Below are 25851 nucleotides of genomic sequence, written 5' to 3' on the forward strand. Positions count from 1 at the left end.
GCAGAAGGGCCCAGCCATGCCGGAGACCACCAGCGAGTTCGACCGGGGCATCGCGCTCACCCCGCACCCCGACGAGCCCGGCCGCTACGACGGCGAGCTCGGCGACGGCTGGCAGATCGGCGGCGGCGTCAACGGCGGACTGCTGCTCGCCTTCGCCGCGCACGCCCTCGCCCTGGAGGCCGGGCCCGGCCACCCGCACCCGCTCACCGTCAGCGGCACCTACGTCTCGCCGTCCCGCCCCGGCCCGGCCACCGTCCGCACCGAGATCATGCGCCGCGGCCGCTCGCTGGCCACCGGCAGCGCGATCCTCTCCCAGGGCGGCGAGGAGCGGCTGCGGATCACCGCCGCCTTCACCGACCTCGCGGCGCTCGACGACGAGGTCGCCACCACCGCCGTCGCGCCGGTGCTGCCCGCCCCCGAGCAGTGCGTCGGGATCGAGCACGCCCCCAAGGAACTCATCGCCCAGGCCGCCCTGTTGGAGCGCCTTGACCTGCGCCTTGACCCGGCCACCGTCGGCTGGGCGCTCGGCCAGCCGTCCAAGGAGGGCCGCATCCAGGGCTGGTTCAAGCTCGCCGACGGCCGCCCCGCCGACCCGCTGTCGCTGCTGCTCACCGCCGACGCGCTGCCGCCCGTCACCTTCGACCTGGGCCGCCCCGGCTGGGCCCCCACCATCGAACTGACCGTCCACCTGCGGGCGTTGCCCGCCGACGGCTGGCTGCGCGTCTCGCACGCCACCCGCAACGTGGCCGGCGGCTACTTCGAGGAGGACTGCGAGATCTGGGACGAGAACGGCCGCCTGGTCGCCCAGTCCCGCCAACTCGCCAAGACCCCGCGCCCGTTGGGCTGACGGGGCCGGCCGGCGGCTCAGCGGCGGGGGTCGACCAGGATCTTGACGGCCGTCTCGTTGTGGTGGATCAGCGTGTCGAAGCCCTCCGAGACGAGGTTCTCCAGCCCGATGACCCCGGTGATGAACGGCGCCAGGTCGATCCGCCCCTCCTGCACCAGCTTGATGGTCTGCGGGTGGGAGTTGACGTAGGCGATGGTGCCGCGCAGATCGACCTCCTTGAGGACGAGCTTCTGCATGTCGAGCGAGGCGGGTCTGCCCCAGATCGAGATGACGGTGATCACACCGCCCGGCTTGATCGCGTCGAACAGGGTGTCCAGGACGGCGTTGACGGACGTCGCCTCGAACGCGACGTCCGCGCCCCGGCCGCCGGTCAGCCGCCGGACCTCCTCGACGACGTCGGTGGCGGCCGGGTCGATGACGTGGTCGGCGGCCTTGGCGTCCAGCGCCTTCTGCCGGCGCAGCGGGCTGAGTTCGGAGACCGCGACCTGGACGCCCATCGCCCTGAGCACCGCGCAGGTCAGCAGCCCGATCGGCCCGGCCCCGCCGACCAGGGCGAAGTCCCCGGCCTTCGCGCCCGAACGCTGGAACGCGTGGTACCCGACCGACAGCGGCTCGATCAGCGCCGCCTGGTCCAGCGGGAGGTCGCCGACCGGGTGCACCCACCGGCGCTCGACGACGATCTTCTCGGCGAGCCCGCCGCCGCGTCCGCCCAGGCCGATGAAGTTCATGTCGGGCGACAGGTGGTAGACCGGGTTGTTCTCGCTGGTGTCGACGTCGGGGCGCAGGATGTAGGGCTCGACGACGACCCGGTCGCCCGGCTTCAGGTCGTCGACGCCCTCGCCCACCGCGTACACCACGCCGGACATCTCGTGGCCGAGCGTCACGGGGGCGCTCTCGCCGGAGACCGGGTGCGGATGGCCGGCCGGCGGGACGAAGATCGGCCCGTCGAGGTACTCGTGCAGGTCGGTGCCGCAGATCCCGCAGTACGCGACGTCGATGCCCACCGTGCCCGGTCGTACGACGGGCTCCGCGACGTCCTCGATGCGGATGTCGCCGCGGTCGTAGTAGCGTGCAGCCTTCACTTGAAACCGCTCCTTCGACTGGTTTGTCGCCCGCGCCCCGGTGCCGCGCCCGGACGTGGGCCGGGGCCCGCCGTGGCGCGGCCCCATCGGGTCAGTAGTCAAAACACTGCGGCACGGAGCCCGGATCGGCCTCCCGGGCCGCCCGGCGCGCCGGGTCCCGTCTCGGCAGGCCGCGCCCCGGCCTTGACGGTCAGTTGCAGACTTGTGACAGCCCGTGTGTGTGGGACGGATGTGGGCGGGGAGAAGACCGGTCAGCAGTTGCTCGACCGAGATCCCCGGGAGCCACCGATGTCCAGGAACAGCCGCCGGCCGCGCCGTTGCGGTGCCGAGTCCCCGCGCCGCAGCGACGAGGCCTTCGTCACCGGGATCCTGACCAGCGAGGCCGACTTCGTGCGGGCCCGCGAGTGGCAGCTCACCGACGCGCCCGACTACGACACCTATCTGCGCGAGACCGGCGAGGTGCTGGCCGAGGCGGTGGACGGGTACGCGACGGTCCGGGCCCGGATGTTCCACCCCGACGACTTCGCGGACTACTGCCTGCTGCACGGCTTCGACCCGGGCGAGCAGGCCGCCCGCGACGGCTACCTGGTCAACCCGCCGCTGCAGACCCAGCTGGTCACCTACCGCGGCGAGGACCTCGCCGACTTCGTGCCCCGCCTGGTCCGCGCCCGCGAGGGCGGCCTGACGCTGCTGCACGCCGACCTGGTGACGGACGGCGCGCTCTGCGAGCCGGAGCAGGCCGCCGCCGACCCGCGGGTGCGCTGGACGTACCAGCAGGCCTCCGAGCTGTTCCGCCGGATGCTGGTCGGTGCCGGCTGCGGGGCCTACGAGTTCCGGGTCGCGGTGGACGCCCCCGGCGGGCCGCTGTCCGCGCACGCCCGGGTGCTGCACTGGGAGGACGGCGCGGTGCGGATCCACGACGAGGACCTCGACCTGATCACCGCCGTGCTCTGCGCCGGCCTGTACGGCGAACTCCCCGGCGCCGCCGTCCTGCACGGCACGCAGGGCTCCGGCGCGGTCTGCGGCGAGTACCGGCAGGTCGCCTGGGCCTGGCGCAGCACCGGCTTCGACTGGACGCCCGCCGAGCTCGCGGTCGACGGCGTCCCGGCCGGGCCCGGGTTCAGCCTCGGCACCGTGGTCTGACGGAGGTACGACAGCGGGGCGGGTGGCCGGAGAACCGGCCGCCCGCCCCGCTGTGACGTTTCTTCACTTCTCCGCGCGAAGCGCCGGATCAGCTCGCGTCCTCCTCGCGGACGGCACGACGCGCGTCCGGGTTCAGCACGCCCCAGCTGATCAGCTGCTCGGTGAGGATCGAGGGGGACTGGTCGTAGATGACGGCCAGGGTGCGCAGGTCGTCCTGGCGGATCGAGAGCACCTTGCCGTTGTAGTCGCCGCGCTGGGACTGGATGGTCGCCGCGTAGCGCTGCAGCGGGCCGGCCTTCTCCGACGGGACCTGCGTCAGCCGCTCCAGGTCGAGCACCAGGCGCGGCGGCGGCTCGGCCGCGCCGCCCGGGGTGCCGCCGGGCAGCAGCTCCTGCACCGGGACGCCGTAGAAATCGGCCAGCTCGGCGAGGCGCTGCACCGTGACGGCGCGGTCGCCGCGCTCGTAGGAGCCGACCACGACAGCCTTCCAGCGGCCCGTGGACTTCTCCTCGACGCCGTGCAGGGAGAGACCCTGCTGAGTGCGGATCGCCCGGAGCTTGGCCCCGAGCTGCTTCGCGTAGTCGCTGGACATGGATCTCCCCGGACGAGATTTCGCGTGCGCTGGATTGGGAGCGACGAGCGCTCACTGCGGAGCACCTTCGTAACTCCCTGTGAGGTTACGTAGAGTGAGGGTGGCGCGTCAAGCCGAATGGGGCACTCGTGCGAACGCGCGTCGGGCGGGTCGAGATCAGCGCACTGCTACGATGAGCGAGGCTCCGGCTGCGGCCGGAAACCCTTCCCGACATCCTTTAAGACCCGTCCCGTGAGGCGGGGAAGGAGGTCCGCTTCGGCATGACCACACCCAGTTCCGCCCCCCGCGCCCCGCACCAGGTGCTGGACGCCACCGACGTCGCCCGGGTCGTCACCCGGATCGCCCACGAGATCGTGGAGCGCGCCAAGGGCGCCGAGGACGTCGTGCTGCTGGGCATCCACACCCGCGGCGTCCACCTGGCCCGCCGGCTGCAGGCCAGGCTCACCCAGATCACCGGCCGGGAGATCCCGTTCGGCACGCTGGACATCACCATGTACCGGGACGACCTGCGGCTGAAGCCCGCCCGGGCCCTGGAGCACACCGAGATCCCCGCCGACGGCATCGACGGCAGGCTGGTGATCCTGGTCGACGACGTGCTGTTCTCCGGCCGCACCATCCGGGCCGCCCTCGACGCGCTCGGCGACATCGGCCGCCCGCGCGCCGTGCAGCTCGCCGTGCTGGTCGACCGCGGCCACCGCGAACTCCCGATCCGCGCCGACTACGTGGGCAAGAACCTGCCCACCTCGCTGCGCGAAGCCGTGCAGGTCCAGCTCTCCGAGACCGACGGCCGCGACGCCGTCCTGCTCGGCGACCGCGACTACGCCGCGCGCTCCTCCCAGGCCCTCGCCGCCGACCCCCAGCTCCCGGAGTAAACCCGCGTGAAGCGCCACCTCGTCTCCGCCGCCGACCTCAGCCGCGACGACGCGCTGCTGATCCTGGACACCGCCGAGGAGCTCGCCCAGCTCTCCGGCCGGGCCGTCAAGAAGCTCCCCACGCTGCGCGGCCGCACCGTCGTCAACCTGTTCTTCGAGGACTCCACCCGCACCAAGACCTCCTTCGAGGTCGCCGAGAAGCGGCTGTCCGCCGACGTCATCAACTTCTCCGCCAAGGGCTCCTCGGTCTCCAAGGGCGAAAGCCTCAAGGACACCGCGCTGACCCTGCAGGCGATGGGCGCCGACGCCGTGGTGATCCGCCACCACGCCTCCGGCGCGCCCGCCCGCCTCGCCGACTCCGACTGGCTGCACGGCAGCGTCATCAACGCCGGCGACGGCACCCACGAGCACCCCACCCAGGCGCTGCTGGACGCGTTCACCATGCGCCGCCACCTCAACCCGGGCCTCGGCCGCGACCTGGCCGGCCGCAAGGTGGCCATCGTCGGCGACATCCTGCACAGCCGGGTCGCCCGCTCCAACGTGCACCTGCTGACCACGCTCGGCGCGGAGGTCACCTTCGTCGCCCCGCCGACGCTGCTGCCGATCGGCATCGAGACCTGGCCCTGCCAGGTGTCCTACGACCTGGACGCGGTGCTGCCCAAGGTCGACGCCGTGATGATGCTGCGCGTCCAGCGCGAGCGGATGAACGCCGCGTTCTTCCCCACCGAGCGCGAGTACTCGCGCCGCTACGGCCTGGACGGGCAGCGCCTGGCCACCATGCCGGAGCACGCCGTCGTGCTGCACCCCGGCCCGATGGTCCGCGGCATGGAGATCACCGCCGAGGTCGCCGACTCGCCGCGCTGCACCGTGGTCGAGCAGGTCGCCAACGGCGTCTCGGTCCGGATGGCCGTCCTGTACCTGCTGCTCGGCGGAGCCACCATGGCCGACGCACCCCGCACCACCGAAACCCTGGAGGCCGCCCAGTGACCACCTACCTGATCCGCAACGCCCAGATCCTCGGCGGCGCCCCCCAGGACATCCACCTCGTCGACGGCGTCTTCGCCGCGATCGGCGAGAACCTCGACGTGCCGGCCGACATCGAGATCGACGCCACCGGCCTGGTCGCCCTGCCCGGCCTGGTCGACCTGCACACCCACCTGCGCGAGCCCGGCCGCGAGGACGCCGAGACCGTGCTCACCGGCACCCGGGCCGCCGCGATGGGCGGCTACACCGCCGTGCACGCGATGGCCAACACCTTCCCGGTCGCCGACACCGCCGGCGTCGTCGAGCAGGTCTGGCGGCTCGGCCAGGAGTCCGGCTACTGCGACGTGCAGCCGGTCGGCGCCGTCACCGTCGGCCTGGAGGGCAGGCAGCTCGCCGAGCTCGGCGCGATGCACGACTCCGCCGCCGGCGTGCGGATGTTCTCCGACGACGGCAAGTGCGTGGACGACGCGGTGATCATGCGCCGCGCGCTGGAGTACGTGAAGGCCTTCGACGGCGTCGTCGCCCAGCACGCCCAGGAGCCCCGGCTGACCGCCGGCGCCCAGATGAACGAGGGCCTGGTCTCCGGCGAGCTCGGCCTCGGCGGCTGGCCCGCCGTCGCCGAGGAGTCGATCATCGCCCGGGACGTGCTGCTGGCCGCGCACGTCGGCTCCCGGGTGCACATCTGCCACCTGTCCACGGCCGGCTCGGTGGAGATCGTCCGCTGGGCCAAGGGCAAGGGCTGGGACGTCACCGCCGAGGTCACCCCGCACCACCTGCTGCTCACCGACGAACTCGTCCGCAGCTACGACCCGGTGTACAAGGTCAACCCGCCGCTGCGCACCGCCGCCGACGTCGAGGCGCTGCGCGCCGCGCTGGCCGACGGCACCATCGACGCCGTCGCCACCGACCACGCCCCGCACCCGGCGGAGGACAAGGACTGCGAGTGGGCGGTCGCCGCGATGGGCATGGTCGGCCTGGAGACCGCGCTGTCGGTCGTGCAGCAGACCATGGTGGACACCGGCCTGCTGAACTGGGAGGGCGTCGCGGACCGGATGTCGCACCGCCCGGCGCGGATCGGCCGGCTGACCGGCCACGGGCGTCCGATCTCGGTGGGTGAGCCCGCCAACCTGGTGCTCTTCGATCCCGCGTACCGTGGAGTCGTGAACCCCGACACCTTCGCCACCCGCTCCCGCAACAGCCCGTACAAGGGCATGGACCTGCCCGGACGGGTGCACGCCACCTTCCTGCGCGGCGAGGCCACCGTGCTCGCCGGCGAACTGGTCGAGCACTGATGCTGCTCGCCACCGAGAAGGGCCGGGTGACCGACTGGCCCGGGTACATCGGTGCGACGGTCGGCCTGCTGATCCTGGTCGCGCTGGTCTACTGGCTGATGCGACAGGGCTGGAACTGGCGCCGGACCCTGCAGTCCGGCCTGCCGGAACTGCCCGCGGCGCCCGAGCAGCCGGGCGCGGCCCTGCTGGCCGGCCCCGGCCGGTACCACGGCTCCACCACCGCCGGGAACTGGCTGGACCGGGTCGTCGCGCACGGCCTGGGCCACCGCAGCCTGGCCGAGCTCACCCTCACCGAACAGGGCCTGCTGGCCCGCCGCCCCGGCGCGGACGACCTGTGGATCCCCGCCGAAGCCCTCACCGGCGCCCGCACCGACTCCGGCATCGCCGGCAAGGTGGTCCCCTCGGGCCTGCTGGTGGTCGGCTGGACGCACGGCGACGGTGAGCTGGAAAGCGGTTTCCGGTTGGATTCCGCCGCCGATCACGACGCCTGGGTCGAGGCCGTCGAGGCACTGGTAACACGTACGAAGACGAAGAAGACGGAAGAGGCCGCGAGATGACCGCACCTGCCCCCACCACGCAGCGCCCCAGGCGGGAGCGAGTGCCCGCCGTGCTCGTCCTGGAGGACGGCCGGACGTTCCGCGGCCAGGCCTACGGCGCGGTCGGCGAGACCTTCGGCGAGGCGGTCTTCAACACCGGCATGTCCGGCTACCAGGAGACCCTGACCGACCCGTCCTACCACCGCCAGGTGGTCGTGATGACCGCCCCGCAGATCGGCAACACCGGCTGGAACGACGAGGACGACGAGTCGCAGCAGATCTGGGTCGCCGGCTACGTCGTCCGCGACCCCTCCCGGATCGCCTCCAACTGGCGGGCGAAGCGCTCGCTGGACGAGGAGCTGGAGCGCCAGGGCGTGGTCGGCATCAGCGGGATCGACACCCGCGCGCTCACCCGCCACCTGCGCGAGCGCGGCGCGATGCGCGTCGGCATCTTCTCCGGCCCGGCCGTCGAGGACCCGGCGGCGCTGCTCGCCAAGGTCCAGCAGGCCCCGGAGATGAAGGGCGCCGACCTGTGCGCCGAGGTCGCCACCAAGGAGGCCTACGTCGTCCCCGCGATCGGCGAGAAGAAGTTCACCGTCGCCGCCGTCGACCTCGGCATCAAGGGCATGACCCCGCACCGGATGGCCGAGCGCGGCATCGAGGTGCACGTGCTGCCCGCGAACGCCACCGCCGAGGACATCTACGCGGTGCAGCCCGACGGCGTGTTCTTCTCCAACGGCCCGGGCGACCCGGCCACCGCCGACCGGCAGGTCGAGGTGCTGCGCGAGGTGCTGGCCAAGAAGACCCCGTTCTTCGGCATCTGCTTCGGCAACCAGATCCTCGGCCGGGCCTTCGGGTTCGGCACCTACAAGCTCAAGTACGGCCACCGCGGCATCAACCAGCCGGTGCAGGACCGCACCACCGGCAAGGTCGAGGTGACCGCCCACAACCACGGCTTCGCCGTGAACGCGCCGCTGGACAAGGTGAGCGACACCCCCTTCGGGCGGGTCGAGGTCTCCCACGTCTGCCTCAACGACGACGTGGTCGAGGGCCTGCAGGCACTCGACGTCCCCGCCTTCAGCGTGCAGTACCACCCCGAAGCGGCAGCCGGCCCGCACGACGCCGCCTACCTCTTCGACCGCTTCGTGAGCCTTATGGAGGCCCAGCGTGCCTAAGCGCACCGACATCAAGTCCGTCCTGGTGATCGGCTCCGGCCCCATCGTCATCGGCCAGGCGGCGGAGTTCGACTACTCGGGTACGCAGGCCTGCCGGGTGCTCAAGGCCGAGGGGCTGCGGGTCATCCTGGTCAACTCCAACCCGGCGACCATCATGACCGACCCGGAGATCGCCGACGCCACCTACGTCGAGCCGATCACCCCCGAGTTCGTCGAGAAGATCATCGCCAAGGAGCGCCCCGACGCGCTGCTGCCGACCCTCGGCGGCCAGACCGCGCTGAACACCGCGATCTCCCTGCACAAGGCCGGCACCCTCGACAAGTACGACGTCGAGCTGATCGGCGCCGACGTCGAGGCGATCAACAAGGGCGAGGACCGCGAGCTGTTCAAGGGCGTGGTCGAGGCCGTCAACGCCAAGATCGGCCACGGCGAGTCCGCCCGCTCGGTGATCTGCCACTCCATGGAGGACGTGCTCGCCGGCGTCGAGACGCTCGGCGGCTACCCGGTCGTGGTCCGCCCCTCCTTCACCATGGGCGGCGCCGGCTCCGGCTTCGCCCACGACGAGGAGGACCTGCGCCGCATCGCCGGCCAGGGCCTGGCCCTCTCGCCGACCACCGAGGTGCTCCTGGAGGAGTCCATCCTCGGCTGGAAGGAGTACGAGCTGGAGCTGATGCGCGACAAGAACGACAACGTCGTGGTGGTCTGCTCCATCGAGAACTTCGACCCGATGGGCGTCCACACCGGCGACTCCATCACCGTCGCCCCGGCGATGACGCTCACCGACCGCGAGTACCAGATCCTGCGCGACATCGGCATCGCCGTGATCCGCGAGGTCGGCGTCGACACCGGCGGCTGCAACATCCAGTTCGCCGTCAACCCCGTCGACGGCCGGGTCATCGTCATCGAGATGAACCCGCGCGTCTCGCGCTCCTCCGCGCTCGCCTCGAAGGCCACCGGCTTCCCGATCGCCAAGATCGCCGCCAAGCTGGCCGTCGGCTACACGCTGGACGAGATCCCCAACGACATCACCGAGCAGACCCCGGCCTCCTTCGAGCCGACGCTCGACTACGTGGTCGTCAAGGTGCCGCGGTTCGCGTTCGAGAAGTTCCCGTCCGCCGACGCCACGCTGACCACCACCATGAAGTCGGTCGGCGAGGCCATGGCGATGGGCCGCAACTTCCCCGAGGCGCTGAACAAGGCGCTGCGCTCGCTGGAGAAGAAGGGCTCGCAGTTCGCCTTCACCGGCGAGCCCGGCGACAAGGCGGAGCTGCTGGCCAAGGCGGTCGTCCCGACCGACGGCCGGATCAACACCGTCATGCAGGCGATCCGGGCCGGCGCCACCCCCGAGGAGGTGTTCGACGCCACCCGGATCGACCCGTGGTTCGTCGACCAGCTCTTCCTGATCCACGAGATCGCCGTCGAGCTCGCCGAGGGCGACAAGCTCGACCCGGAGCTGCTGCGCCACGCCAAGCGGCACGGCTTCTCCGACCAGCAGATCGGCGAGATCCGCGGCCTCAAGGCCGACGTGGTCCGCGAGGTGCGGCACGCGCTCGGCATCCGCCCGGTGTTCAAGACCGTCGACACCTGCGCCGCCGAGTTCGCCGCCAAGACCCCGTACTTCTACTCGTCCTACGACGAGGAGAGCGAGGTCGCCCCGCGCACCAAGCCCGCCGTGATCATCCTGGGCTCCGGCCCGAACCGGATCGGCCAGGGCATCGAGTTCGACTACTCCTGCGTGCACGCGTCGTTCGCGCTCGCCGACGCCGGGTACGAGACCGTGATGGTCAACTGCAACCCGGAGACCGTCTCCACCGACTACGACACCTCCGACCGGCTGTACTTCGAGCCGCTCACCCTGGAGGACGTGCTGGAGATCGTCCACGCCGAGCAGCAGGCCGGCCCGCTGGCCGGCGTCATCGTGCAGCTCGGCGGCCAGACCCCGCTGGGCCTGGCGCAGGCGCTCAAGGACAACGGCGTGCCGGTGGTCGGCACCTCGCCCGAGGCGATCCACCTCGCCGAGGAGCGCGGCGCGTTCGGCCGGGTGCTCAAGGAGGCGGGCCTGCCCGCGCCCAAGCACGGCACCGCCTTCTCCTTCGACGAGGCCAAGGCCATCGCCGACGAGATCGGCTACCCCGTGCTGGCCCGCCCGTCCTACGTGCTCGGCGGCCGCGGCATGGAGATCGTCTACGACGAGGCCTCGCTCGCCTCCTACCTGGAGCGGCACGCCGGCCTGATCTCCGAGCACCCGGTGCTGATCGACCGCTTCCTGGACGACGCGGTCGAGATCGACGTGGACGCGCTGTACGACGGCCAGGAGCTGTACCTGGGCGGCGTCATGGAGCACATCGAGGAGGCCGGCATCCACTCCGGCGACTCCGCGTGCGCGCTGCCGCCGATCACCCTCGGCGGGTTCGACATCAAGCGGCTGCGCTCGGCCACCGAGGGCATCGCCAAGGGCGTCGGCGTCCGCGGCCTGATCAACATCCAGTTCGCGCTGTCCGGCGACATCCTGTACGTGCTGGAGGCCAACCCGCGCGCCTCCCGCACCGTGCCGTTCACCTCCAAGGCGACCGCCGTGCCGCTGGCCAAGGCCGCCGCCCGGATCTCGCTCGGCGCCACCATCGCCGAGCTGCGCGCCGAGGGCCTGCTGCCGCGCGAGGGCGACGGCGGCACGCTGCCGGCCGACGCGCCGATCTCCGTCAAGGAGGCCGTGATGCCGTGGTCGCGCTTCCGCGACGTGCACGGCCGCGGCGTGGACACCGTGCTCGGCCCGGAGATGCGCTCCACCGGCGAGGTCATGGGCATCGACCGGGTCTTCGGCACCGCCTACGCGAAGTCCCAGACCGGCGCGTACGGTGCCCTGCCCACCAGCGGCAAGGTGTTCGTCTCGGTCGCCAACCGCGACAAGCGCAACCTGGTCTTTCCGGCCCGCGCGCTGGTCGAGCTCGGCTTCGAACTGCTCGCCACCACCGGCACCGCCGAGGTCCTGCAGCGGGCCGGCATCCCCGCCACCGTGGTGCGCAAGCACTCCGAGGGCGAGGGCGAGGGCGGCGAGAAGACCATCGTCCAGCTGATCCACGAGGGCGGCATCGACCTCATCATCAACACCCCGTACGGCACCGGCGGCCGGATGGACGGCTACGAGATCCGCACCGCCGCGGTCTCCCGCGGCGTCCCCTGCCTGACCACCGTGCAGGCGATGGGCGCGGCCGTGCAGGGCATCGACGCGCTGCACCGCGGCGAGGTCGGCGTGATGTCGCTCCAGGAGCACGCCGCGCTGATCAACTCCGGCCGCCAGTAGGTCGACAACCGTGGGGGGCACACCGCGCGAGCCGGGTGCCCCCCACGTCCATGCCCGAGCCCAGAGCGCCGTCGGAGGCCCCTCGTGTACAAGCTGCTGTTCAATCTGCTGTTCAAGAAGATGGACCCGGAGAAGGCCCACCACCTGGCGTTCTTCTGGATCCGGCTGGCGAACTCGGTGCCCGGCCTGCGCTCGCTGGTGCGGGCCGTGCTCGCGCCGCGCGACCCCAGGCTGCGCACCACCGCGCTCGGGCTCGACCTGCCCGGCCCGTTCGGCCTCGGCGCGGGCTTCGACAAGAACGGCATCGGCATCGACGGCCTGTCGATGCTCGGCTTCGACTACGTCGAGATCGGCACCGTCACCGGCGAGGCCCAGCCCGGCAACCCCGCGCCGCGCCTGTTCCGGCTGGTCGAGGACCGCGCGCTGATCAACCGGATGGGCTTCAACAACCAGGGCGCCGACCGGGTCGCCGCCCGCCTCGCCGCCCGCCCGCACACCAGCAACACCCCGGTGATCGGCGTCAACATCGGCAAGACCAAGGTCGTCCCCGAGGACGAGGCCACCGCCGACTACCTGAAGTCGGCCAAGGCGCTCGCCCCGTACGCCGACTACCTGGTCGTCAACGTCTCCTCGCCGAACACCCCCGGGCTGCGCAACCTGCAGGCCGTGCAGATCCTCGGCCCGCTGCTGTGGGACGTGCGCAAGGCCGCCGACGAGGTCACCACGCACCACGTGCCGCTGCTGGTGAAGATCGCCCCCGACCTGGCCGACGAGGACATCGACGAGATCGCCGACATGGCGCTGCACCTCGGCCTGGACGGCATCATCGCCACCAACACCACCATCGGCCGCCAGGGCCTGCGCACCCCCGCCGCGCGGATCGAGGAGATCGGCATGGGCGGCCTCTCCGGCGCCCCGCTCAAGGCCCGCTCGCTGGAGGTGCTGGAACGGCTCCGCAAGCGCACCGAGGGCCGGCTCACCATCGTCTCGGTCGGCGGCATCGAGACCGCCGAGGACGCCTGGCAGCGCATCCTGGCCGGCGCCGACCTGGTGCAGGGCTACTCCGCGTTCATCTACGAAGGCCCGTTCTGGATGCGCAAGGTCCACAAGGGCCTGTCCGCGCGCCTGCGCGCCGCCGGCTACGCGTCGATCGGCGAGGCGGTCGGCAAGGGCGTCGGCTGACCGCGCCCGACCCCAACGACCTTTCGACGAAGACCACTTGAGGAAGACACCGATGACTGACACCACGCCGTTCGGCACCCGCCTGCGGACCGCCCTCGACACCCGCGGCCAGCTCTGCGTCGGCATCGACCCGCACGGCTCGCTGCTCACCGCCTGGGGCCTGAACGACGACCTGGCGGGCCTGGAGGCCTTCTCCCGCACGGTGGTCGAGGCGCTGGCCGACCGGGTCGCCGTGCTGAAGCCGCAGTCGGCGTTCTTCGAGCGCTTCGGCAGCCGCGGCATCGCGGTGCTGGAGCGCACCGTCGCCGAGGCCCGGGAGGCCGGCGCGCTGGTGCTGATGGACGCCAAGCGCGGCGACATCGGCTCCACCATGGCCGCCTACGCGGAGACCTTCCTGTCGCCGGACAGCCCGCTGTTCTCCGACGCGCTCACCGTCAGCCCGTACCTGGGCTTCGGCTCGCTCCAGCCGGCCGTCGACCTGGCGCACGCCAACGGCTGCGGCCTGTTCGCGCTGGCGCTGACCTCCAACCCCGAGGGCCACGAGGTGCAGCGCGCCGTCGGCGCGGACGGCGAGAGCGTCGCGCAGGCCGTGCTGCGGCGGCTCGCGGCGGAGAACTCCGGTGCGGCGCCGCTGGGTTCGTTCGGCGCGGTGGTCGGCGCGACGCTCGCGGACGCCGGGGTGGACCTGGCGATCAACGGCCCGCTGCTGGCCCCCGGCGTGGGCGCGCAGGGCGCCACCGCGCAGGACCTGCCGCGGGTGTTCGGCGACCAGGTGCGCAACGTGGTGCCCAGCGTGAGCCGTGACGTGCTCAAGCACGGTCCGTCGGTGGCGGCGCTGCGGCAGGCCGCGCAGGTGTTCGTCGATGATGTGAGGGCCGTCACAAACGCGTGACTCCGAGACGGTCAACTCGGCTGATTTGCCCGGAAAAGTCCCGGGTCGGCCCCTGCTGACCTGGACTTTTCGTGTTCTTTTCCTGACGTGGCGGCCCAAGTTGGGTAGTGTCCGGCGGTAGGACGCCAGTTGGCGGTGGTTCCGGCCACCGTCGCAGGTCAGAGCCTGTGGCGTCCGGGCACAACCCAGTCATGGCTCATCCCTTCCATCCACACCTGAGGTGAACGGCGTGGCTCTTCCGCCCCTTACTCCCGAACAGCGCACCGCCGCGCTCGCCAAGGCCGCCGAGGCTCGCCGGAAGCGTGCCGACGTCAAGAACCGGCTGAAGCACTCGGGCGCCTCGCTGCACGACGTCATCAAGGCCGGCAAGTCCGACGACGAGGTCATCGGCAAGATGAAGGTCTCCGCTCTGCTGGAGTCCCTGCCGGGTGTCGGCAAGGTCCGCGCCAAGCAGATCATGGAGCGTCTCGGCATCTCCGAGAGCCGTCGTGTGCGGGGTCTCGGTACGAACCAGATCGCGTCCCTGGAGCGGGAGTTCGGCGGCGCCGCCTCCTGAACGGAGGCCGGTGTCGGAGAAACCTCCGCGATCCGGGATAATCGGTACATGAGTGAGCGTCCGCGGCTGACCGTGCTCTCCGGCCCTTCAGGGGTCGGCAAGAGCACGGTCGTCGCTCATATGAGGAAGCAGTTCCCCGAGGTCTGGCTGTCGGTGTCGGCGACGACCCGCCACCCGCGGCCCGGTGAGCGCGACGGTGTGCAGTACCACTTCGTCGACAACGAGCAGTTCGACAAGCTCGTCGCCAACGGCGAACTGCTGGAGTGGGCGGTGTTCGCCGGCAACCGGTACGGCACCCCCCGGCAGGCCGTCGTCGACAAGCTGGACAAGGGCGAGCCGGTGCTGCTGGAGATCGACCTCCAGGGCGCCCGGCAGGTCAAGGAGTCCATGCCCGAGGCCCAGTTGGTCTTCCTGGCCCCGCCGAGCTGGGACGAGCTGGTGCGCCGGCTCACCGGCCGGGGCACCGAGTCGCAGGACGTCATCGACGAGCGGCTGGCGGCGGCCCGGATCGAGCTGGCCGCCGAGGCCGAGTTCGACACGACGCTTGTCAACACCTCCGTCGAGCAGGTAGCGGCCGAACTGCTAGCCTTGCTCGGTGTAGCGTGACCGGATCGGCTGCATCCGGCCGATCCATGAAAACCACTTCGGAAGGTTCAGCGTGTCCTCTTCGATGACCGCGCCCGAGGGCATCATCAACCCGCCGATCGACGAGCTGCTCGAGGCCACCGACTCCAAGTACAGCCTGGTGATCTACGCGGCCAAGCGCGCCCGCCAGATCAACGCGTACTACTCCCAGCTGGGCGAGGGCCTGCTGGAGTACGTCGGCCCGCTGGTCGACACCCACGTGCACGAGAAGCCGCTGTCGATCGCGCTCCGCGAGATCAACGCCGGCCTGCTCACCGCCGAGGCGGTCGAGGGCGTCTGAGCCCCGCGACACCCGTCGAAGGCCCGTCCACTGCGCACGCGCAGCGGGCGGGCCTTCGACATGCGGTGTGCGCGCCGCCGGGCCGCGGGCGCTCGGCCGGTGGTGTGCGCGCCGCCACGTCGCAGGCGCGTCGCGGCGGGTCGTAAGGTGGCTGGGTTGACCCGTCGTTAGGAGAATCGACCGCCATGACCGCGCCCCGTGTCGTCCTCGGTGTCAGCGGCGGGATCGCCGCCTACAAGGCCTGCGAACTGCTGCGCCGGTTCACCGAGTCCGGGCACCAGGTGCAGGTGGTGCCGACCGCCGCCGCGCTGCACTTCGTCGGCGAGGCGACCTGGGCGGCGCTGTCCGGGCGGCCCGCCGCCACCGAGACCTGGGAGCGGGTGCACGAAGTCCCGCACGTGCGGATCGGGCAGCAGGCCGACCTGGTGGTGGTCGCCCCCGCCACCGCCGACCTGCTCGCCAAGGCCGCCCACGGCCTCGCCGACGACCTGCTCACCAACACCCTGCTGACCGCGCGCTGCCCGGTGGTGTTCGCGCCCGCCATGCACACCGAGATGTGGGAGCACCCCGCCACCCAGGAGAACGTGGCCACGCTGCGCCGGCGCGGCGCGATCGTCATCGAGCCCGCCGTGGGCCGGCTGACCGGCGTGGACACCGGCAAGGGGCGGCTGCCCGACCCCGGCGAGATCTTCGCCGCCTGCCGCCGGGTGCTGGCCCGCGGCGTCCGGGAGCCCGACCTGGCCGGCCGCCACGTGGTGGTCTCGGCGGGCGGCACCCGCGAGCCGCTGGACCCGGTGCGCTTCCTCGGCAACCGCTCGTCCGGCAAGCAGGGTTACGCGCTGGCCGCCACCGCCGCCGCCCGGGGCGCCCGGGTCACCCTGGTTGCCGCGAACACCGCGCTGCCCGACCCGGCCGGGGTGGACGTGGTCCGGGTCGGCACCGCGCTCCAGCTGCGGGACGCCGTGCTGAAGGCCGCCGCCGAGGCCGACGCGGTGGTGATGGCCGCCGCCGTCGCCGACTTCCGTCCGGCCGAGTACGCCGCCGGCAAGATCAAGAAGGTGGACGGGGTCGAGCCCGCGCCGATCGTGCTGGTCCGCAACCCCGACGTGCTGGCCGAGATCTCCGCCGAGCGGGCCCGGCCCGGGCAGGTGGTGGTCGGCTTCGCCGCGGAGACCGACGACGTGCTCGCCAACGGCCGCGCCAAGCTCGCCCGCAAGGGCTGCGACCTGCTGGTGGTCAACGAGGTCGGCGACGGCAAGGCGTTCGGCCAGGACACCAACAGCGCGGTGCTGCTCGGCGCGGACGGCTCGGAGGTCCACATCGCGGACGGTCCGAAGGACGTGCTGGCCGACGCGATCTGGGACCAGGTGGCCGGCCGACTGCCCGGCGGGGCCGCCTGATTCGCCGATCGGCTGCCGCAACACCCGGAATCGTCCTGCGAGTTGGGATCGATTCCGGGCTGTTGAGCGGACGTTTCGCCAGGTTTCATCCGGATGTGATCCATATCGCGGACATGTTCGAGCTGCCCGGAGAGTGTCCGCGATCGGTAGCCGACCGTTACACTCCACAGCAGGAATCAAGTCTTTCCGGATGCCTCGGGACTTCCGAGTGCATTCAGTCAGCAGCCGCTGCAACCCCAGGGAGCGCTGTGTCTCGCCGCCTGTTCACCTCGGAGTCCGTCACCGAGGGCCACCCCGACAAGATCGCTGACCAGATCAGCGACACGATCCTGGACGCCCTCCTCAAGGACGACCCGACCTCCCGCGTCGCCGTGGAGACCCTCATCACCACCGGCCTGGTGCACATCGCCGGTGAGGTCACCACCAAGGCGTACGCGCCGATCGCCCAGCTCGTCCGCGAGAAGATCCTGGAGATCGGCTACGACTCGTCCAAGAAGGGCTTCGACGGCGCCTCCTGCGGCGTCTCGGTGTCGATCGGCGCGCAGTCGCCCGACATCGCCCAGGGCGTCGACACCGCGCACGAGCACCGCGTCGAGGGCGACGTCGAGGACGAGCTGGACCGGCAGGGCGCCGGCGACCAGGGCCTGATGTTCGGCTACGCCTGCGACGACACCCCCGAGCTGATGCCGCTGCCGATCACCCTCGCGCACCGGCTCTCGCGCCGCCTGACCGAGGTCCGCAAGAACGGGACGATCCCGTACCTGCGCCCCGACGGCAAGACCCAGGTCACCATCGAGTACGACGGCGACCGCGCCGTGCGCCTGGACACCGTGGTGGTCTCCTCGCAGCACGCCTCGGACATCGACCTGGAGTCGCTGCTCACCCCGGACATCCGCGAGTTCGTGGTGGAGCCGGAGCTCAAGGCGCTCGCCGACCAGGGCATCAAGCTGAACACCGAGGGCTACCGCCTGCTGGTCAACCCGACCGGCCGCTTCGAGATCGGCGGCCCGATGGGCGACGCCGGCCTCACCGGCCGCAAGATCATCATCGACACCTACGGCGGCATGGCCCGCCACGGTGGCGGCGCGTTCTCCGGCAAGGACCCGTCCAAGGTCGACCGCTCCGCCGCGTACGCGATGCGCTGGGTGGCCAAGAACATCGTCGCCGCCGGCCTGGCCAGCCGCGCCGAGGTGCAGGTCGCGTACGCGATCGGCAAGGCCGAGCCGGTCGGTCTGTTCGTGGAGACCTTCGGCACCGAGTCCGTCCCGGTGCTGAAGATCCAGGAAGCCGTCAGCAAGGTCTTCGACCTGCGGCCGGCCGCGATCATCCGCGACCTGGACCTGCTGCGCCCGATCTACGCGCAGACCGCCGCCTACGGCCACTTCGGCCGTGAGCTGCCGGACTTCACCTGGGAGCGCACGGACCGGGTGGACGCGCTGAAGGCCGCCGTCGCCGGCTGAGTCCTTCGCTGAACGACTGCCGCCCGTCGAGGGGATTTCTCCTCGGCGGGCGGCTTCGTCGTGGTGTGGGCGCCGTCGGATAGGTTGGGGGCGTGAGCAGCGCGGACGGGGCCGGGGAGCAGTTGGCGTTCATCCGGGAGACGGTGCGCCGGGCGAAGCCGAGGGCCGCGCGCGGCGTGGTGATGGCGGAGCGGCAGCCGGTGGCCCGGGTGCTGGTCGACAAGGGCGTGCTCAGCCTCGACCAGTACTTCGACTACGCGGTGCCCGAGGCGATGGCGGAGGACGCCCGGCCGGGCGTCCGGGTGCGGGTGCGCTTCGGGGGGCGGGTGGGCGCGCACGGGCGGCGCGAGGGCGGCGCGTTGCACGACGGGTTCATCGTCGAGCGGCGGGACACCTCCGACTACGCGGGGCCGCTGGCGCCGCTGGCCCGGGTGCTGTCGCCCGAACAGGTGCTTTCGCCCCGGCTGCTGCGGCTGTGCCGGGCGGTCGCCGACCGCTACGCGGGGACGTTGGCGGACGTGCTGCAGCTGGCGATCCCGCCGCGGCACGCGGGCGCGGAGGGCGAGCCCTCGCCGCGGCCGCTGCCGCCGCCCGCGGCCCCGGCGGTGGGGAGCTGGGAGCGGTACGCGCACGGAGCGGACTTCCTGGCGTCGCTGGCGGGCGGGCACGCGCCGCGCGCGGTGTGGACGGCGCTGCCCGGCCCGGAGTGGCCGTTCGAGATCGCCCGGGCGGTGGCGGCGACGCTCGCCGCCGGCCGGGGCGCGCTGGTGGTGCTGCCGGACGGGCGCTCGGTGGCGCGGGTGGACGCCGCGCTGCGGGGCGTGCTCGGCGAGGGCCGGCACGCGGTGCTGGCCGCCGAGGCGGGGCCGCAGGAGCGCTACCGGCGCTGGCTGTCGGTCAGCCGGGGCTCGGTGCACGCCGCGATCGGCACCCGGGCGGCGGTGTTCGCGCCCGTCCGCGACCTGGGCCTGGTGGTGGTGTGGTCGGACGGCGACAGCAGCCACAGCGACCCGAACGCGCCGTACCCGCACGTGCGGGAGGTGGCGCTGCTGCGCGCCGCGGAGGAGGGCGCGGGGCTGCTGCTGGGCGGGGTCTCGATGACGGTCGAGGCCGCGCAGCTGGTGCGCAGCGGGTGGGCGCGGCCGCTGGCGGCCGCGCGCGAGGTGGTCCGGCAGGTCGCGCCGCGGGTGCGGACGGTGACCGAGCAGGACCAGGCGCGGGACGCGGCGGCGCAGGCCGCCCGGCTGCCGTCGGTGGCGTGGGAGACGGCGCGGGAGGCGCTCACCCGGGGCCCGGTGCTGATTCAGGTCCCGCGACGGGGTTACGCGCCCCGGCTGGCGTGCGGGCGCTGCCGCGAACCGGTGCGGTGCCGGGCGTGCGGCGGCCCGCTGGAGTCCCCCGGGGCGGACGCGGCGCTGGTGTGCGCGTGGTGCGGCACGGAGGAGAGCGACTGGCACTGCCCGGAGTGCGGGTCGTTCCGGCTCCGGGCGCAGGTGGTCGGCGTGCGGCGGACGGCCGAGGAGCTCGGGAAGGCCTTTCCGCGGGTGCCGGTGCGGACGTCCGGGCGGGACGCCGTGCTCGCCTCCGTTCCGGCCTCGCCCGCGCTGGTGATCTCGACGCCGGGCGCGGAGCCGGTGGCGGAGGGGCCGGGCTACGCGGCGGCGCTGCTGCTGGACGGGTGGGCGCTGCTCAACCGCCCCGATCTGCGGGCCGGGGAGGAGGCGGTGCGGCGGTGGCTGACGGCCGCGTCGCTGGTCCGGCCGGTGGGGGAGGGCGGGACGGTGGTGGTCGTCGCGGAGGCGTCGGCGCGGGCCGTGCAGGCGCTGGTGCGGTGGGATCCCGCCGGGCACGCCGGGATGGAACTCGACGAGCGGGAGGAGCTGCGGTTCCCGCCGGTGTCGCGGATGGCGTCGGTGACGGGGGCGCCGCAGGCGGTCGCCGACCTTTTGGGGCTGCTGCGGCTGCCGGAGGGGGCGGACGTGCTGGGGCCGGTGCCGGTGTACGGGGGGCCCGGGGCCCCGAAGGGGGAGACGGCGGAGCGGGCGCTGGTGCGGGTCGCCCCGGGGCAGGGCGCTGCGCTGGCTTCGGCGTTGAAGGCGGCGCAGATTGCCCGGCTGGCGCTGAGGGGGGCGGAGACGGTGCGGATTCGGGTCGACCCGACAGATATCGGCTGACGCGAGGGCAAGGAGCGCACTGACAGGGGAGGGGGAGGGTGCGAAACCGGGGAGCGGGAGGGTGCGAACGCGGGTGGGCGCGAAAACAGGGGCGCGGGGAACTGCGCGACAAGCGCAGACCACGTCCGCAAGGTCGCGATCACGTGCAGGTCATTGTCCTGCGTCGCGATCTTCAGGACGTGGTGCGTTCCCCTTCGCGCAGTTCCCCGCGCCCCTGTTTTCGCGCCCGTCCGCTCGCGCGAGCGGCTCAGCGGGTGCGCTGGGAGATCAAGGGGCTGGCCTGGCGGGCCTGGGGGATCGGGGGGCGGGGGGCCGGTGCGGTGGGGGCGGTCTCGGTTTCGCGGGGGGTGGGGAGCAGTTCGGTGGTGGGGCGGCGGACGCCGTAGCGGCGGTGGACGGCCTGCTTGGTGACGCCGAGGGCGGAGCCGACGGAGTCCCAGGAGAAGCCGAGGGCGCGGTCGAACTCGACGGCGGCGGCGACCAGGGTCTCGACGCTTTCGCGCAGTTCCTGGGCGAGGCGGACGGTCGGGGCGGGCGCGCGGCCGTAGACGACGAAGCCGGCGGAGGTGCTGGGGCGGCGGGGGCGGTAGACGTTGCCCAGTTGGGCGGTGAGCGTGCGGAGGGCGTCGACCTGGCGTCGGACCCGTTCGATGTCCCGTACCAGCAGGTGCAGGGACGCCCTGGCCCGGGCGTCGTGGTTGATCTGCTCGGCCATGGCCTGGTTGCCACCTCTCGGTCGGGTCGCGTGCTCGGGGCGCTCGCGCGTCCCGGTCAATTCGCATTGACCAACGCACGTCGGGTCGTTGGGTCACGCCCGGAGTGCCGGTCGGGATTTGTCGGCGGCCGCTCCGAACAGGTGGCGGGTATTGCATAGACTTCCCGGGTAGGTCGTTGTTTCCGCCCCGTTCGGGTTGCAGAGGGAGTCGCAGTCTTGGCAGTTCAGCCGATCCGGATCTTCGGGGACCCGGTGCTGCGGTCCACCGCGAAGCCCGTGGTCACCTTCGACAAGGAGCTGCGGAGGCTGGTGAAGGACCTCACGGACACCATGCTGGAGGCGCCGGGCGCGGGCCTGGCCGCGCCGCAACTGGGCGTTTCGCTGCGGGTGTTCACGTACAACGTGGACGGGGTGGTGGGTCATCTGATCAACCCGGACCTGTCGTTGACCGAGGAGGAGCAGGACGGCCCGGAGGGCTGCCTGTCGCTGCCCGGGCTGCGGTTCGACACCAAGCGGGCGTTCGGCGTGGTGGCGAAGGGCTTCAACATGTACGGGGATCCGGTGACGGTGGAGGGCACCGAGCTGTTGGCGCGGTGCATCCAGCACGAGACGGACCACCTGGACGGGATCATCTTCATCGACCGGCTGGACCGGGAGGCCCGGAAGGCGGCGATGAAGGCGATCCGGGAGGCGGACTGGGGCGGGGCTCCGGCGCCGACGGTGAAGATCTCGCCGCATTCCACGTTCGGTCCGATCCGCTGAGGAACCGTCCGTTCCCGTCCCGTGTTTCGGTGGGATTGTCGGAGGGGCCGATGAGCCGAAGGCCCGATCGAGCGACGATCATTTTCCGGCAATCCGATGTTCTGACCAGCGTGACTTGCTGCTGATCAGTTGGACTTCAAGAAAGGCCCATGCCCGTGCGTCTCGTCTTCGCCGGTACCCCCGAGGTCGCCGTTCCCGCCCTGGACGCCCTGCTGGCCTCCCGGCACGAGGTGGTCGCCGTGGTGACCCGCCCCGACGCGCCGGCCGGGCGCGGGCGCAGGCTGGTGGCCAGCCCCGTCGCGCAGCGCGCCGAGGAGGCGGGCATCGAGGTGTTGAAGCCGGCCCGCCCGAGCGAGCCCGAGTTCATGGCCCGGCTGGCCGAGATCGCCCCCGACTGCTGCCCCGTGGTCGCGTACGGCGCGCTGATCCGCCCCGGGGCGCTGGAGATCCCGGCGCACGGCTGGGTGAACCTGCACTTTTCGCTGCTGCCCGCGTGGCGCGGCGCGGCCCCCGTCCAGCACTCGATCATGGCGGGCGACGAGGTGACCGGCGCGTCCACCTTCCGGATCCAGGAGGGCCTGGACGACGGCCCGGTGTTCGGCGTCCTCACCGAGACGGTGAAGCCCACCGACACCAGCGGCGACCTGCTCGGGCGGCTCGCGCACGCGGGCGCCGAGCTGCTGGTGCGCACCATGGACGCGATCGAGGACGGCACCGCCCGGCCCGAGCCGCAGCCGGTGGACGGGGTGTCGCTGGCGCCGAAGATCACCGTCGAGGACGCCCGGATCGAGTGGACCCACCCCGCGCTGCGGGTCGACCGGGTGGTGCGCGGCTGCGCGCCCGCGCCCGGCGCGTGGACCACGTTCCGCGGCGAGCGCCTGAAGGTGACCGGCCCGGTGCGCCTGCTGACCGGTGAAGTCGCCCTGGCGCCCGGGGAGTTGGCCGTCAGCAAGAACAGCGTCCGGGTCGGCACCGGCAGCCACGAGGTGGAGCTCGGCGAGGTCCGCCCGCAGGGCAAGAAGGCGATGCCGGCCGCGGACTGGGCACGCGGTGCGCGGATCGAGTCGGGGGAGCGCTTCGAGGGCTGAGGCACTGCGGATGCCGGGTCGGACCGGGTCTCGTCCTAGACTTCGGGATGAGACCCGGCCCCGCCGCCGGGTCGGACCTGATCCGCAGCACTTTGTTTCGAGGCACCCGTTGAGCACCCCCGCCGGCGCCAAGCGCGCCCCCCGTCCGCACCGTCGCCCCAAGAAGGACCCCGCCCGGATCGTCGCGTTCCGCGCGCTGCGCGCCGTCGACGAGCGCGACGCGTACGCCAACCTGATCCTGCCGTCGCTGCTGCGCGAGGCCGAGCGCAAGGGCATGGAGCGCCGCGACGCCGCGCTCGCCACCGAGCTGGTCTACGGCACGCTGCGCGGCCAGGGCACCTACGACGCGATCATCGCCGCCTGCGTGGACCGCCCGCTGCGCGAGGTCGACCCGCCGGTGCTGGACGTCCTCTCGCTCGGCGCGCACCAGCTGCTCGGCACCCGCATCCCCAGTCACGCCGCGGTCTCCGCGACCGTCGAACTCGCCCGTGTGGTGCTCGGCGACGGCCGCGCCAAGTTCGTCAACGCGGTGCTGCGCAAGATCAGCGCCCAGGACCTGGACGGCTGGGTCGCGCAGGTCGCGCCGCCGTACGAGGACGACGCCGAGGACCACCTGGCCGTGGTGCACTCGCACCCGCGCTGGGTGGTCTCCTCGCTGTGGGACGCGCTCGGCCGCTGGCAGCCCGAGGACGCCGGCCGCAGCGCGATGGAGCGGCTGCTGGAGGCCGACAACGCCCGCCCCGAGGTGACGCTGGTCGCCCGGCCCGGCCGGTCCGACGTCGCCGAACTGCGCGAGGCGCTGCCGGAGGCCGAGGACGGCCGCTGGTCGCCGTACGCGCTGCGGCTCGCCGAGGGCGGCGACCCGGCCGGGCTGGACGCCGTCCGCGAGAACCGGGCCGGCGTCCAGGACGAGGGCAGCCAGCTGGTCGCCCTCGCCCTCGCCAACGCCCCCGTCGACGGCCCCGACCGGCTCTGGCTTGACGGCTGCGCGGGCCCCGGCGGCAAGGCCGCGCTGCTCGGCGCGCTGGCCGCGGAGCGCGGGGCGGCGCTGGTCGCCTCCGAGAAGCAGCCGCACCGGGCCCGGCTGGTGGCGCGGGCGCTGAACGGCAACCCCGGGCCGTACGCGGTCATCACGGCGGACGGCACGCAGGGGGCCTGGCAGCAGGGCGCGTTCGACCGGGTGCTGGTCGACGTCCCGTGCTCGGGCCTGGGCGCGCTGCGCCGCCGTCCCGAGGCGCGGTGGCGCCGGCGGCCGGAGGACATCGCCGGATTCGGGCCGCTCCAGCGGGAGTTGCTGCGCAACGCGATCGCCGCGACGCGGGTCGGCGGCGTGGTCGGCTACGCGACGTGCTCGCCGCACCTGGCGGAGACCCGCGCGGTGGTGGACGACGTGCTGCGCGGCCGCGAGGACGTGGAGTGGGTGGACGCGCGGCCGCTGCTGCCGGGTGTGCCGGAGTTGGGGGACGGGCCGGACGTGCAGTTGTGGCCGCACCTGCATGGGACGGATGCGATGTACCTGGCGGTGCTGCGGCGGACTGCCTGACGCGGGAGGGGAGCGCACGCCTGCGGGGGCGCGATCACGTGCAGGTCGTTGTCGTGGGTCGCGATCTTCAGGACGTGGTGCGTTCCCCTTCGCGCCGTTCCCCGCGCCCCTGTGGTTGCTCTCCTGCGATCAGGGCGGTGAGGAGGCGTTGGAGGGAGCGGGCGAAGGTGGTGTCCGGGGGGGTCGGGGTGGGGGACTGGGTGAGGGTGGCGGCGAGGTGGGGGTACTGGCCGGTGGCGGTCGCGGTGTGGAGGTAGTGGACGAGGTCGGTGAGCCAGCGGGGGTCGGCGGCGGCTGAGCGGTGCTGCCAGTCGGTGAACTGGCAGACGAAGCCGGTGAGTTGGGCGAAGGCCTCCATCTTGGCGGGGCCGTCGAGGGGGGTGTCGGCGAGGGCGGCGAGGTGGAACTCGGTGACGCGCAGGCCGTGGGGGCCGAGGCCGGGGCGGTGGGTGATGAGCGTGGTGGCCCAGGTGTGGCGGGCGAGGATGGCGCGCAGCTGGGTGGCGAGCAGGGTGAGGTCGGCGCGCCAGTCGCCGGTGGGGTGCTCGGGGAGGTCGTACTCGGCGGCCAGCAGGTCGAGCATCAGGTCGAAGAGGTGTTCCTTCTTCGGCACGTAGTTGTACAACGACATGGTGCCGGCGCCGAGTTCGGCGGCGACCTTGCGCATGGAGACGGCGTCCAGGCCTTCGCGGTCGGCGATGTCGACGGCCGCCCGGGCGATCGACGTTCGGCTGTGTGCGGGGCGCGGCCCGCGGCCGGAGTGCTCCGGGCGGAGCCAGATCAGCTCGGATTCCTCGCCGGACGTCATCGTGTGGATCACCTCGGCGGTCAGTCTACGCGGGCCGGCCGGGTGGCCTACGGTGGTGCAGGCCGAGACGGCAGAAGTGTGGAAAAGGGGTTGGGTCATGGACATTCCGCTGGTGGACGCGGTGGCGGCGGTGCGGGACGAGTTGTTGGCGGCGGCGCGGGCCGGGGGCGGGCATCCGGATCTGGTGTTCGCGGTGGGGCCGGTGGAGATGGAGTTCGAGGTGGAGCTGCGCGCCGACGCCAAGGCGAAGGCGGGCTTCAAGATCTTCGCGGTCGGCGCGGAGGCGGAGGCCGGTGTCTCGCGCGGCCGTACGCACCGGGTGTCGTTCACGCTCACGCCGCTGGCGGCGGGCGGCGGTGACCTGCTGGTTCACGGCGACCCCGCCCGTCCGGCGGGCCCGGGGGACAGCTCGGACCGCATCCCCGACTGACGTTTCGCGGGGCGGAAGGGGACTCGTCGTGCGCGGCGGGTCCCCTTTCGCATGCCTGCGGGCCTTTTCTCCGTACGGTGTACCCAGTACTC

General features: G+C 72.6%; 24 protein-coding genes. 20 read left to right on the forward strand and 4 right to left on the reverse strand.

What is annotated here, in order from left to right; genetic code table 11:
• Window positions 1-16: 16 nt before the first annotated feature.
• Complete coding sequence (locus tag ACWEMJ_RS03130) at window positions 17-847, forward strand: thioesterase family protein (protein WP_452135195.1); 831 nt, start codon at window positions 17-19, stop codon at window positions 845-847.
• A gap of 17 nt (window positions 848-864) precedes the next feature.
• On the opposite strand, the gene ACWEMJ_RS03135 is transcribed toward ACWEMJ_RS03130, so the two are convergent.
• Window positions 865-1929 carry a 2,3-butanediol dehydrogenase gene (locus ACWEMJ_RS03135; protein WP_452135196.1) on the reverse strand — a complete coding sequence of 355 codons (1065 nt, stop codon included), beginning with the start codon at window positions 1927-1929 and terminating at the stop codon, window positions 865-867.
• A 288-nt stretch (window positions 1930-2217) separates the two neighbouring features.
• Between ACWEMJ_RS03135 and ACWEMJ_RS03140 the strand changes: the two genes are divergently transcribed.
• On the forward strand, window positions 2218-3072 hold the full coding sequence (locus ACWEMJ_RS03140) for a hypothetical protein (RefSeq protein ID WP_452135197.1): 855 nt from the start codon (window positions 2218-2220) through the stop codon (window positions 3070-3072).
• A gap of 88 nt (window positions 3073-3160) precedes the next feature.
• On the opposite strand, the gene bldD is transcribed toward ACWEMJ_RS03140, so the two are convergent.
• Window positions 3161-3664: a transcriptional regulator BldD gene (bldD, locus tag ACWEMJ_RS03145; RefSeq protein ID WP_452135198.1), complete on the reverse strand. Its 504-nt coding sequence runs from the start codon at window positions 3662-3664 to the stop codon at window positions 3161-3163.
• A gap of 260 nt (window positions 3665-3924) precedes the next feature.
• Between bldD and pyrR the strand changes: the two genes are divergently transcribed.
• From pyrR to ACWEMJ_RS03215, 14 genes are all read left to right on the forward strand, one after another.
• Window positions 3925-4536, forward strand: coding sequence for a bifunctional pyr operon transcriptional regulator/uracil phosphoribosyltransferase PyrR (gene pyrR, locus ACWEMJ_RS03150; protein WP_452135199.1), 612 nt, complete (start codon window positions 3925-3927; stop codon window positions 4534-4536).
• Window positions 4537-4542: 6 nt separating this feature from the next.
• Window positions 4543-5523 (forward strand): aspartate carbamoyltransferase catalytic subunit, encoded by a 981-nt coding sequence (locus ACWEMJ_RS03155; RefSeq protein ID WP_452135200.1) that lies wholly within the window; start codon window positions 4543-4545, stop codon window positions 5521-5523.
• Window positions 5520-6812, forward strand: a complete 1293-nt coding sequence (locus ACWEMJ_RS03160) for a dihydroorotase (protein WP_452135201.1) — start codon at window positions 5520-5522, stop codon at window positions 6810-6812. Before ACWEMJ_RS03155 ends, ACWEMJ_RS03160 begins: the two co-directional genes overlap by 4 nt.
• Window positions 6812-7369, forward strand: a complete 558-nt coding sequence (locus tag ACWEMJ_RS03165) for a PH-like domain-containing protein (protein WP_452135202.1) — start codon at window positions 6812-6814, stop codon at window positions 7367-7369. Before ACWEMJ_RS03160 ends, ACWEMJ_RS03165 begins: the two co-directional genes overlap by 1 nt.
• A complete protein-coding gene (carA, locus tag ACWEMJ_RS03170; protein ID WP_452135203.1) occupies window positions 7366-8523 on the forward strand; it encodes a glutamine-hydrolyzing carbamoyl-phosphate synthase small subunit in 1158 nt (385 codons plus the stop codon). The genes ACWEMJ_RS03165 and carA overlap by 4 nt, the downstream gene beginning before the upstream one ends.
• Entirely contained in the window at window positions 8516-11824 is a 3309-nt protein-coding gene (gene carB / locus ACWEMJ_RS03175; protein WP_452135204.1) for a carbamoyl-phosphate synthase large subunit, read from the forward strand. Before carA ends, carB begins: the two co-directional genes overlap by 8 nt.
• Before the next feature lie 84 nt (window positions 11825-11908).
• Window positions 11909-13006: a quinone-dependent dihydroorotate dehydrogenase gene (locus tag ACWEMJ_RS03180; RefSeq protein WP_452135205.1), complete on the forward strand. Its 1098-nt coding sequence runs from the start codon at window positions 11909-11911 to the stop codon at window positions 13004-13006.
• Window positions 13007-13058: 52 nt separating this feature from the next.
• Window positions 13059-13898 (forward strand): orotidine-5'-phosphate decarboxylase, encoded by an 840-nt coding sequence (pyrF, locus tag ACWEMJ_RS03185; RefSeq protein ID WP_452135206.1) that lies wholly within the window; start codon window positions 13059-13061, stop codon window positions 13896-13898.
• Window positions 13899-14127: 229 nt separating this feature from the next.
• A complete protein-coding gene (gene mihF, locus ACWEMJ_RS03190; RefSeq protein WP_030459182.1) occupies window positions 14128-14454 on the forward strand; it encodes an integration host factor, actinobacterial type in 327 nt (108 codons plus the stop codon).
• A 48-nt stretch (window positions 14455-14502) separates the two neighbouring features.
• A complete protein-coding gene (gene gmk, locus ACWEMJ_RS03195) occupies window positions 14503-15060 on the forward strand; it encodes a guanylate kinase (RefSeq protein WP_452135207.1) in 558 nt (185 codons plus the stop codon).
• A gap of 52 nt (window positions 15061-15112) precedes the next feature.
• Complete coding sequence (gene rpoZ / locus ACWEMJ_RS03200; protein ID WP_033258145.1) at window positions 15113-15379, forward strand: DNA-directed RNA polymerase subunit omega; 267 nt, start codon at window positions 15113-15115, stop codon at window positions 15377-15379.
• 185 nt (window positions 15380-15564) lie between these two features.
• A complete protein-coding gene (gene coaBC, locus ACWEMJ_RS03205) occupies window positions 15565-16779 on the forward strand; it encodes a bifunctional phosphopantothenoylcysteine decarboxylase/phosphopantothenate--cysteine ligase CoaBC (RefSeq protein WP_452135208.1) in 1215 nt (404 codons plus the stop codon).
• Window positions 16780-17027: 248 nt separating this feature from the next.
• On the forward strand, window positions 17028-18239 hold the full coding sequence (gene metK / locus ACWEMJ_RS03210) for a methionine adenosyltransferase (RefSeq protein ID WP_452135209.1): 1212 nt from the start codon (window positions 17028-17030) through the stop codon (window positions 18237-18239).
• A 92-nt stretch (window positions 18240-18331) separates the two neighbouring features.
• Window positions 18332-20413 (forward strand): primosomal protein N', encoded by a 2082-nt coding sequence (locus ACWEMJ_RS03215; protein ID WP_452135210.1) that lies wholly within the window; start codon window positions 18332-18334, stop codon window positions 20411-20413.
• Between the two features lie 247 nt (window positions 20414-20660).
• Here ACWEMJ_RS03215 and ACWEMJ_RS03220 read toward each other — a convergent pair whose 3' ends face one another.
• Window positions 20661-21128 (reverse strand): hypothetical protein, encoded by a 468-nt coding sequence (locus ACWEMJ_RS03220; RefSeq protein WP_452135211.1) that lies wholly within the window; start codon window positions 21126-21128, stop codon window positions 20661-20663.
• Window positions 21129-21344: 216 nt separating this feature from the next.
• On the opposite strand from ACWEMJ_RS03220, the gene def reads away from it, so the two are divergent.
• The 3 genes from def (at window position 21345) to ACWEMJ_RS03235 (ending at window position 24521) form a co-directional block, all read left to right on the forward strand.
• Window positions 21345-21890, forward strand: a complete 546-nt coding sequence (def, locus tag ACWEMJ_RS03225; RefSeq protein ID WP_452135212.1) for a peptide deformylase — start codon at window positions 21345-21347, stop codon at window positions 21888-21890.
• A 155-nt stretch (window positions 21891-22045) separates the two neighbouring features.
• Window positions 22046-22978: a methionyl-tRNA formyltransferase gene (gene fmt, locus ACWEMJ_RS03230; RefSeq protein WP_452135313.1), complete on the forward strand. Its 933-nt coding sequence runs from the start codon at window positions 22046-22048 to the stop codon at window positions 22976-22978.
• A gap of 109 nt (window positions 22979-23087) precedes the next feature.
• Window positions 23088-24521: an RsmB/NOP family class I SAM-dependent RNA methyltransferase gene (locus ACWEMJ_RS03235; RefSeq protein ID WP_452135213.1), complete on the forward strand. Its 1434-nt coding sequence runs from the start codon at window positions 23088-23090 to the stop codon at window positions 24519-24521.
• A 67-nt stretch (window positions 24522-24588) separates the two neighbouring features.
• On the opposite strand, the gene ACWEMJ_RS03240 is transcribed toward ACWEMJ_RS03235, so the two are convergent.
• Entirely contained in the window at window positions 24589-25428 is an 840-nt protein-coding gene (locus tag ACWEMJ_RS03240; protein WP_452135214.1) for a TetR/AcrR family transcriptional regulator, read from the reverse strand.
• Here ACWEMJ_RS03240 and ACWEMJ_RS03245 point away from each other — a divergent pair.
• Window positions 25427-25759: a trypco2 family protein gene (locus ACWEMJ_RS03245; protein WP_452135215.1), complete on the forward strand. Its 333-nt coding sequence runs from the start codon at window positions 25427-25429 to the stop codon at window positions 25757-25759. The two genes, ACWEMJ_RS03240 and ACWEMJ_RS03245, sit on opposite strands and share 2 nt — an antisense overlap.
• Window positions 25760-25851: the final 92 nt, after the last annotated feature.

The organism is Kitasatospora sp. NPDC004531, from assembly GCF_053602195.1.

What these genes read in the sequence shown, in the direction of transcription:
- coaBC (WP_452135208.1), top strand. Translation starts at nt 15,565, where the DNA reads ATGACCGCGCCCCGTGTCGTCCTCGGTGTCAGCGGCGGGATCGCCGCC.
- pyrF (WP_452135206.1), top strand. Translation starts at nt 13,059, where the DNA reads ATGACTGACACCACGCCGTTCGGCACCCGCCTGCGGACCGCCCTCGAC.
- carA (WP_452135203.1), top strand. Translation starts at nt 7,366, where the DNA reads ATGACCGCACCTGCCCCCACCACGCAGCGCCCCAGGCGGGAGCGAGTG.
- ACWEMJ_RS03245 (WP_452135215.1), top strand. Translation starts at nt 25,427, where the DNA reads ATGGACATTCCGCTGGTGGACGCGGTGGCGGCGGTGCGGGACGAGTTG.
- bldD (WP_452135198.1), bottom strand. Translation starts at nt 3,664, where the DNA reads ATGTCCAGCGACTACGCGAAGCAGCTCGGGGCCAAGCTCCGGGCGATC.
- gmk (WP_452135207.1), top strand. Translation starts at nt 14,503, where the DNA reads ATGAGTGAGCGTCCGCGGCTGACCGTGCTCTCCGGCCCTTCAGGGGTC.
- ACWEMJ_RS03240 (WP_452135214.1), bottom strand. Translation starts at nt 25,428, where the DNA reads ATGACCCAACCCCTTTTCCACACTTCTGCCGTCTCGGCCTGCACCACC.
- ACWEMJ_RS03220 (WP_452135211.1), bottom strand. Translation starts at nt 21,128, where the DNA reads ATGGCCGAGCAGATCAACCACGACGCCCGGGCCAGGGCGTCCCTGCAC.
- ACWEMJ_RS03165 (WP_452135202.1), top strand. Translation starts at nt 6,812, where the DNA reads ATGCTGCTCGCCACCGAGAAGGGCCGGGTGACCGACTGGCCCGGGTAC.
- ACWEMJ_RS03140 (WP_452135197.1), top strand. Translation starts at nt 2,218, where the DNA reads ATGTCCAGGAACAGCCGCCGGCCGCGCCGTTGCGGTGCCGAGTCCCCG.
- ACWEMJ_RS03130 (WP_452135195.1), top strand. Translation starts at nt 17, where the DNA reads ATGCCGGAGACCACCAGCGAGTTCGACCGGGGCATCGCGCTCACCCCG.
- pyrR (WP_452135199.1), top strand. Translation starts at nt 3,925, where the DNA reads ATGACCACACCCAGTTCCGCCCCCCGCGCCCCGCACCAGGTGCTGGAC.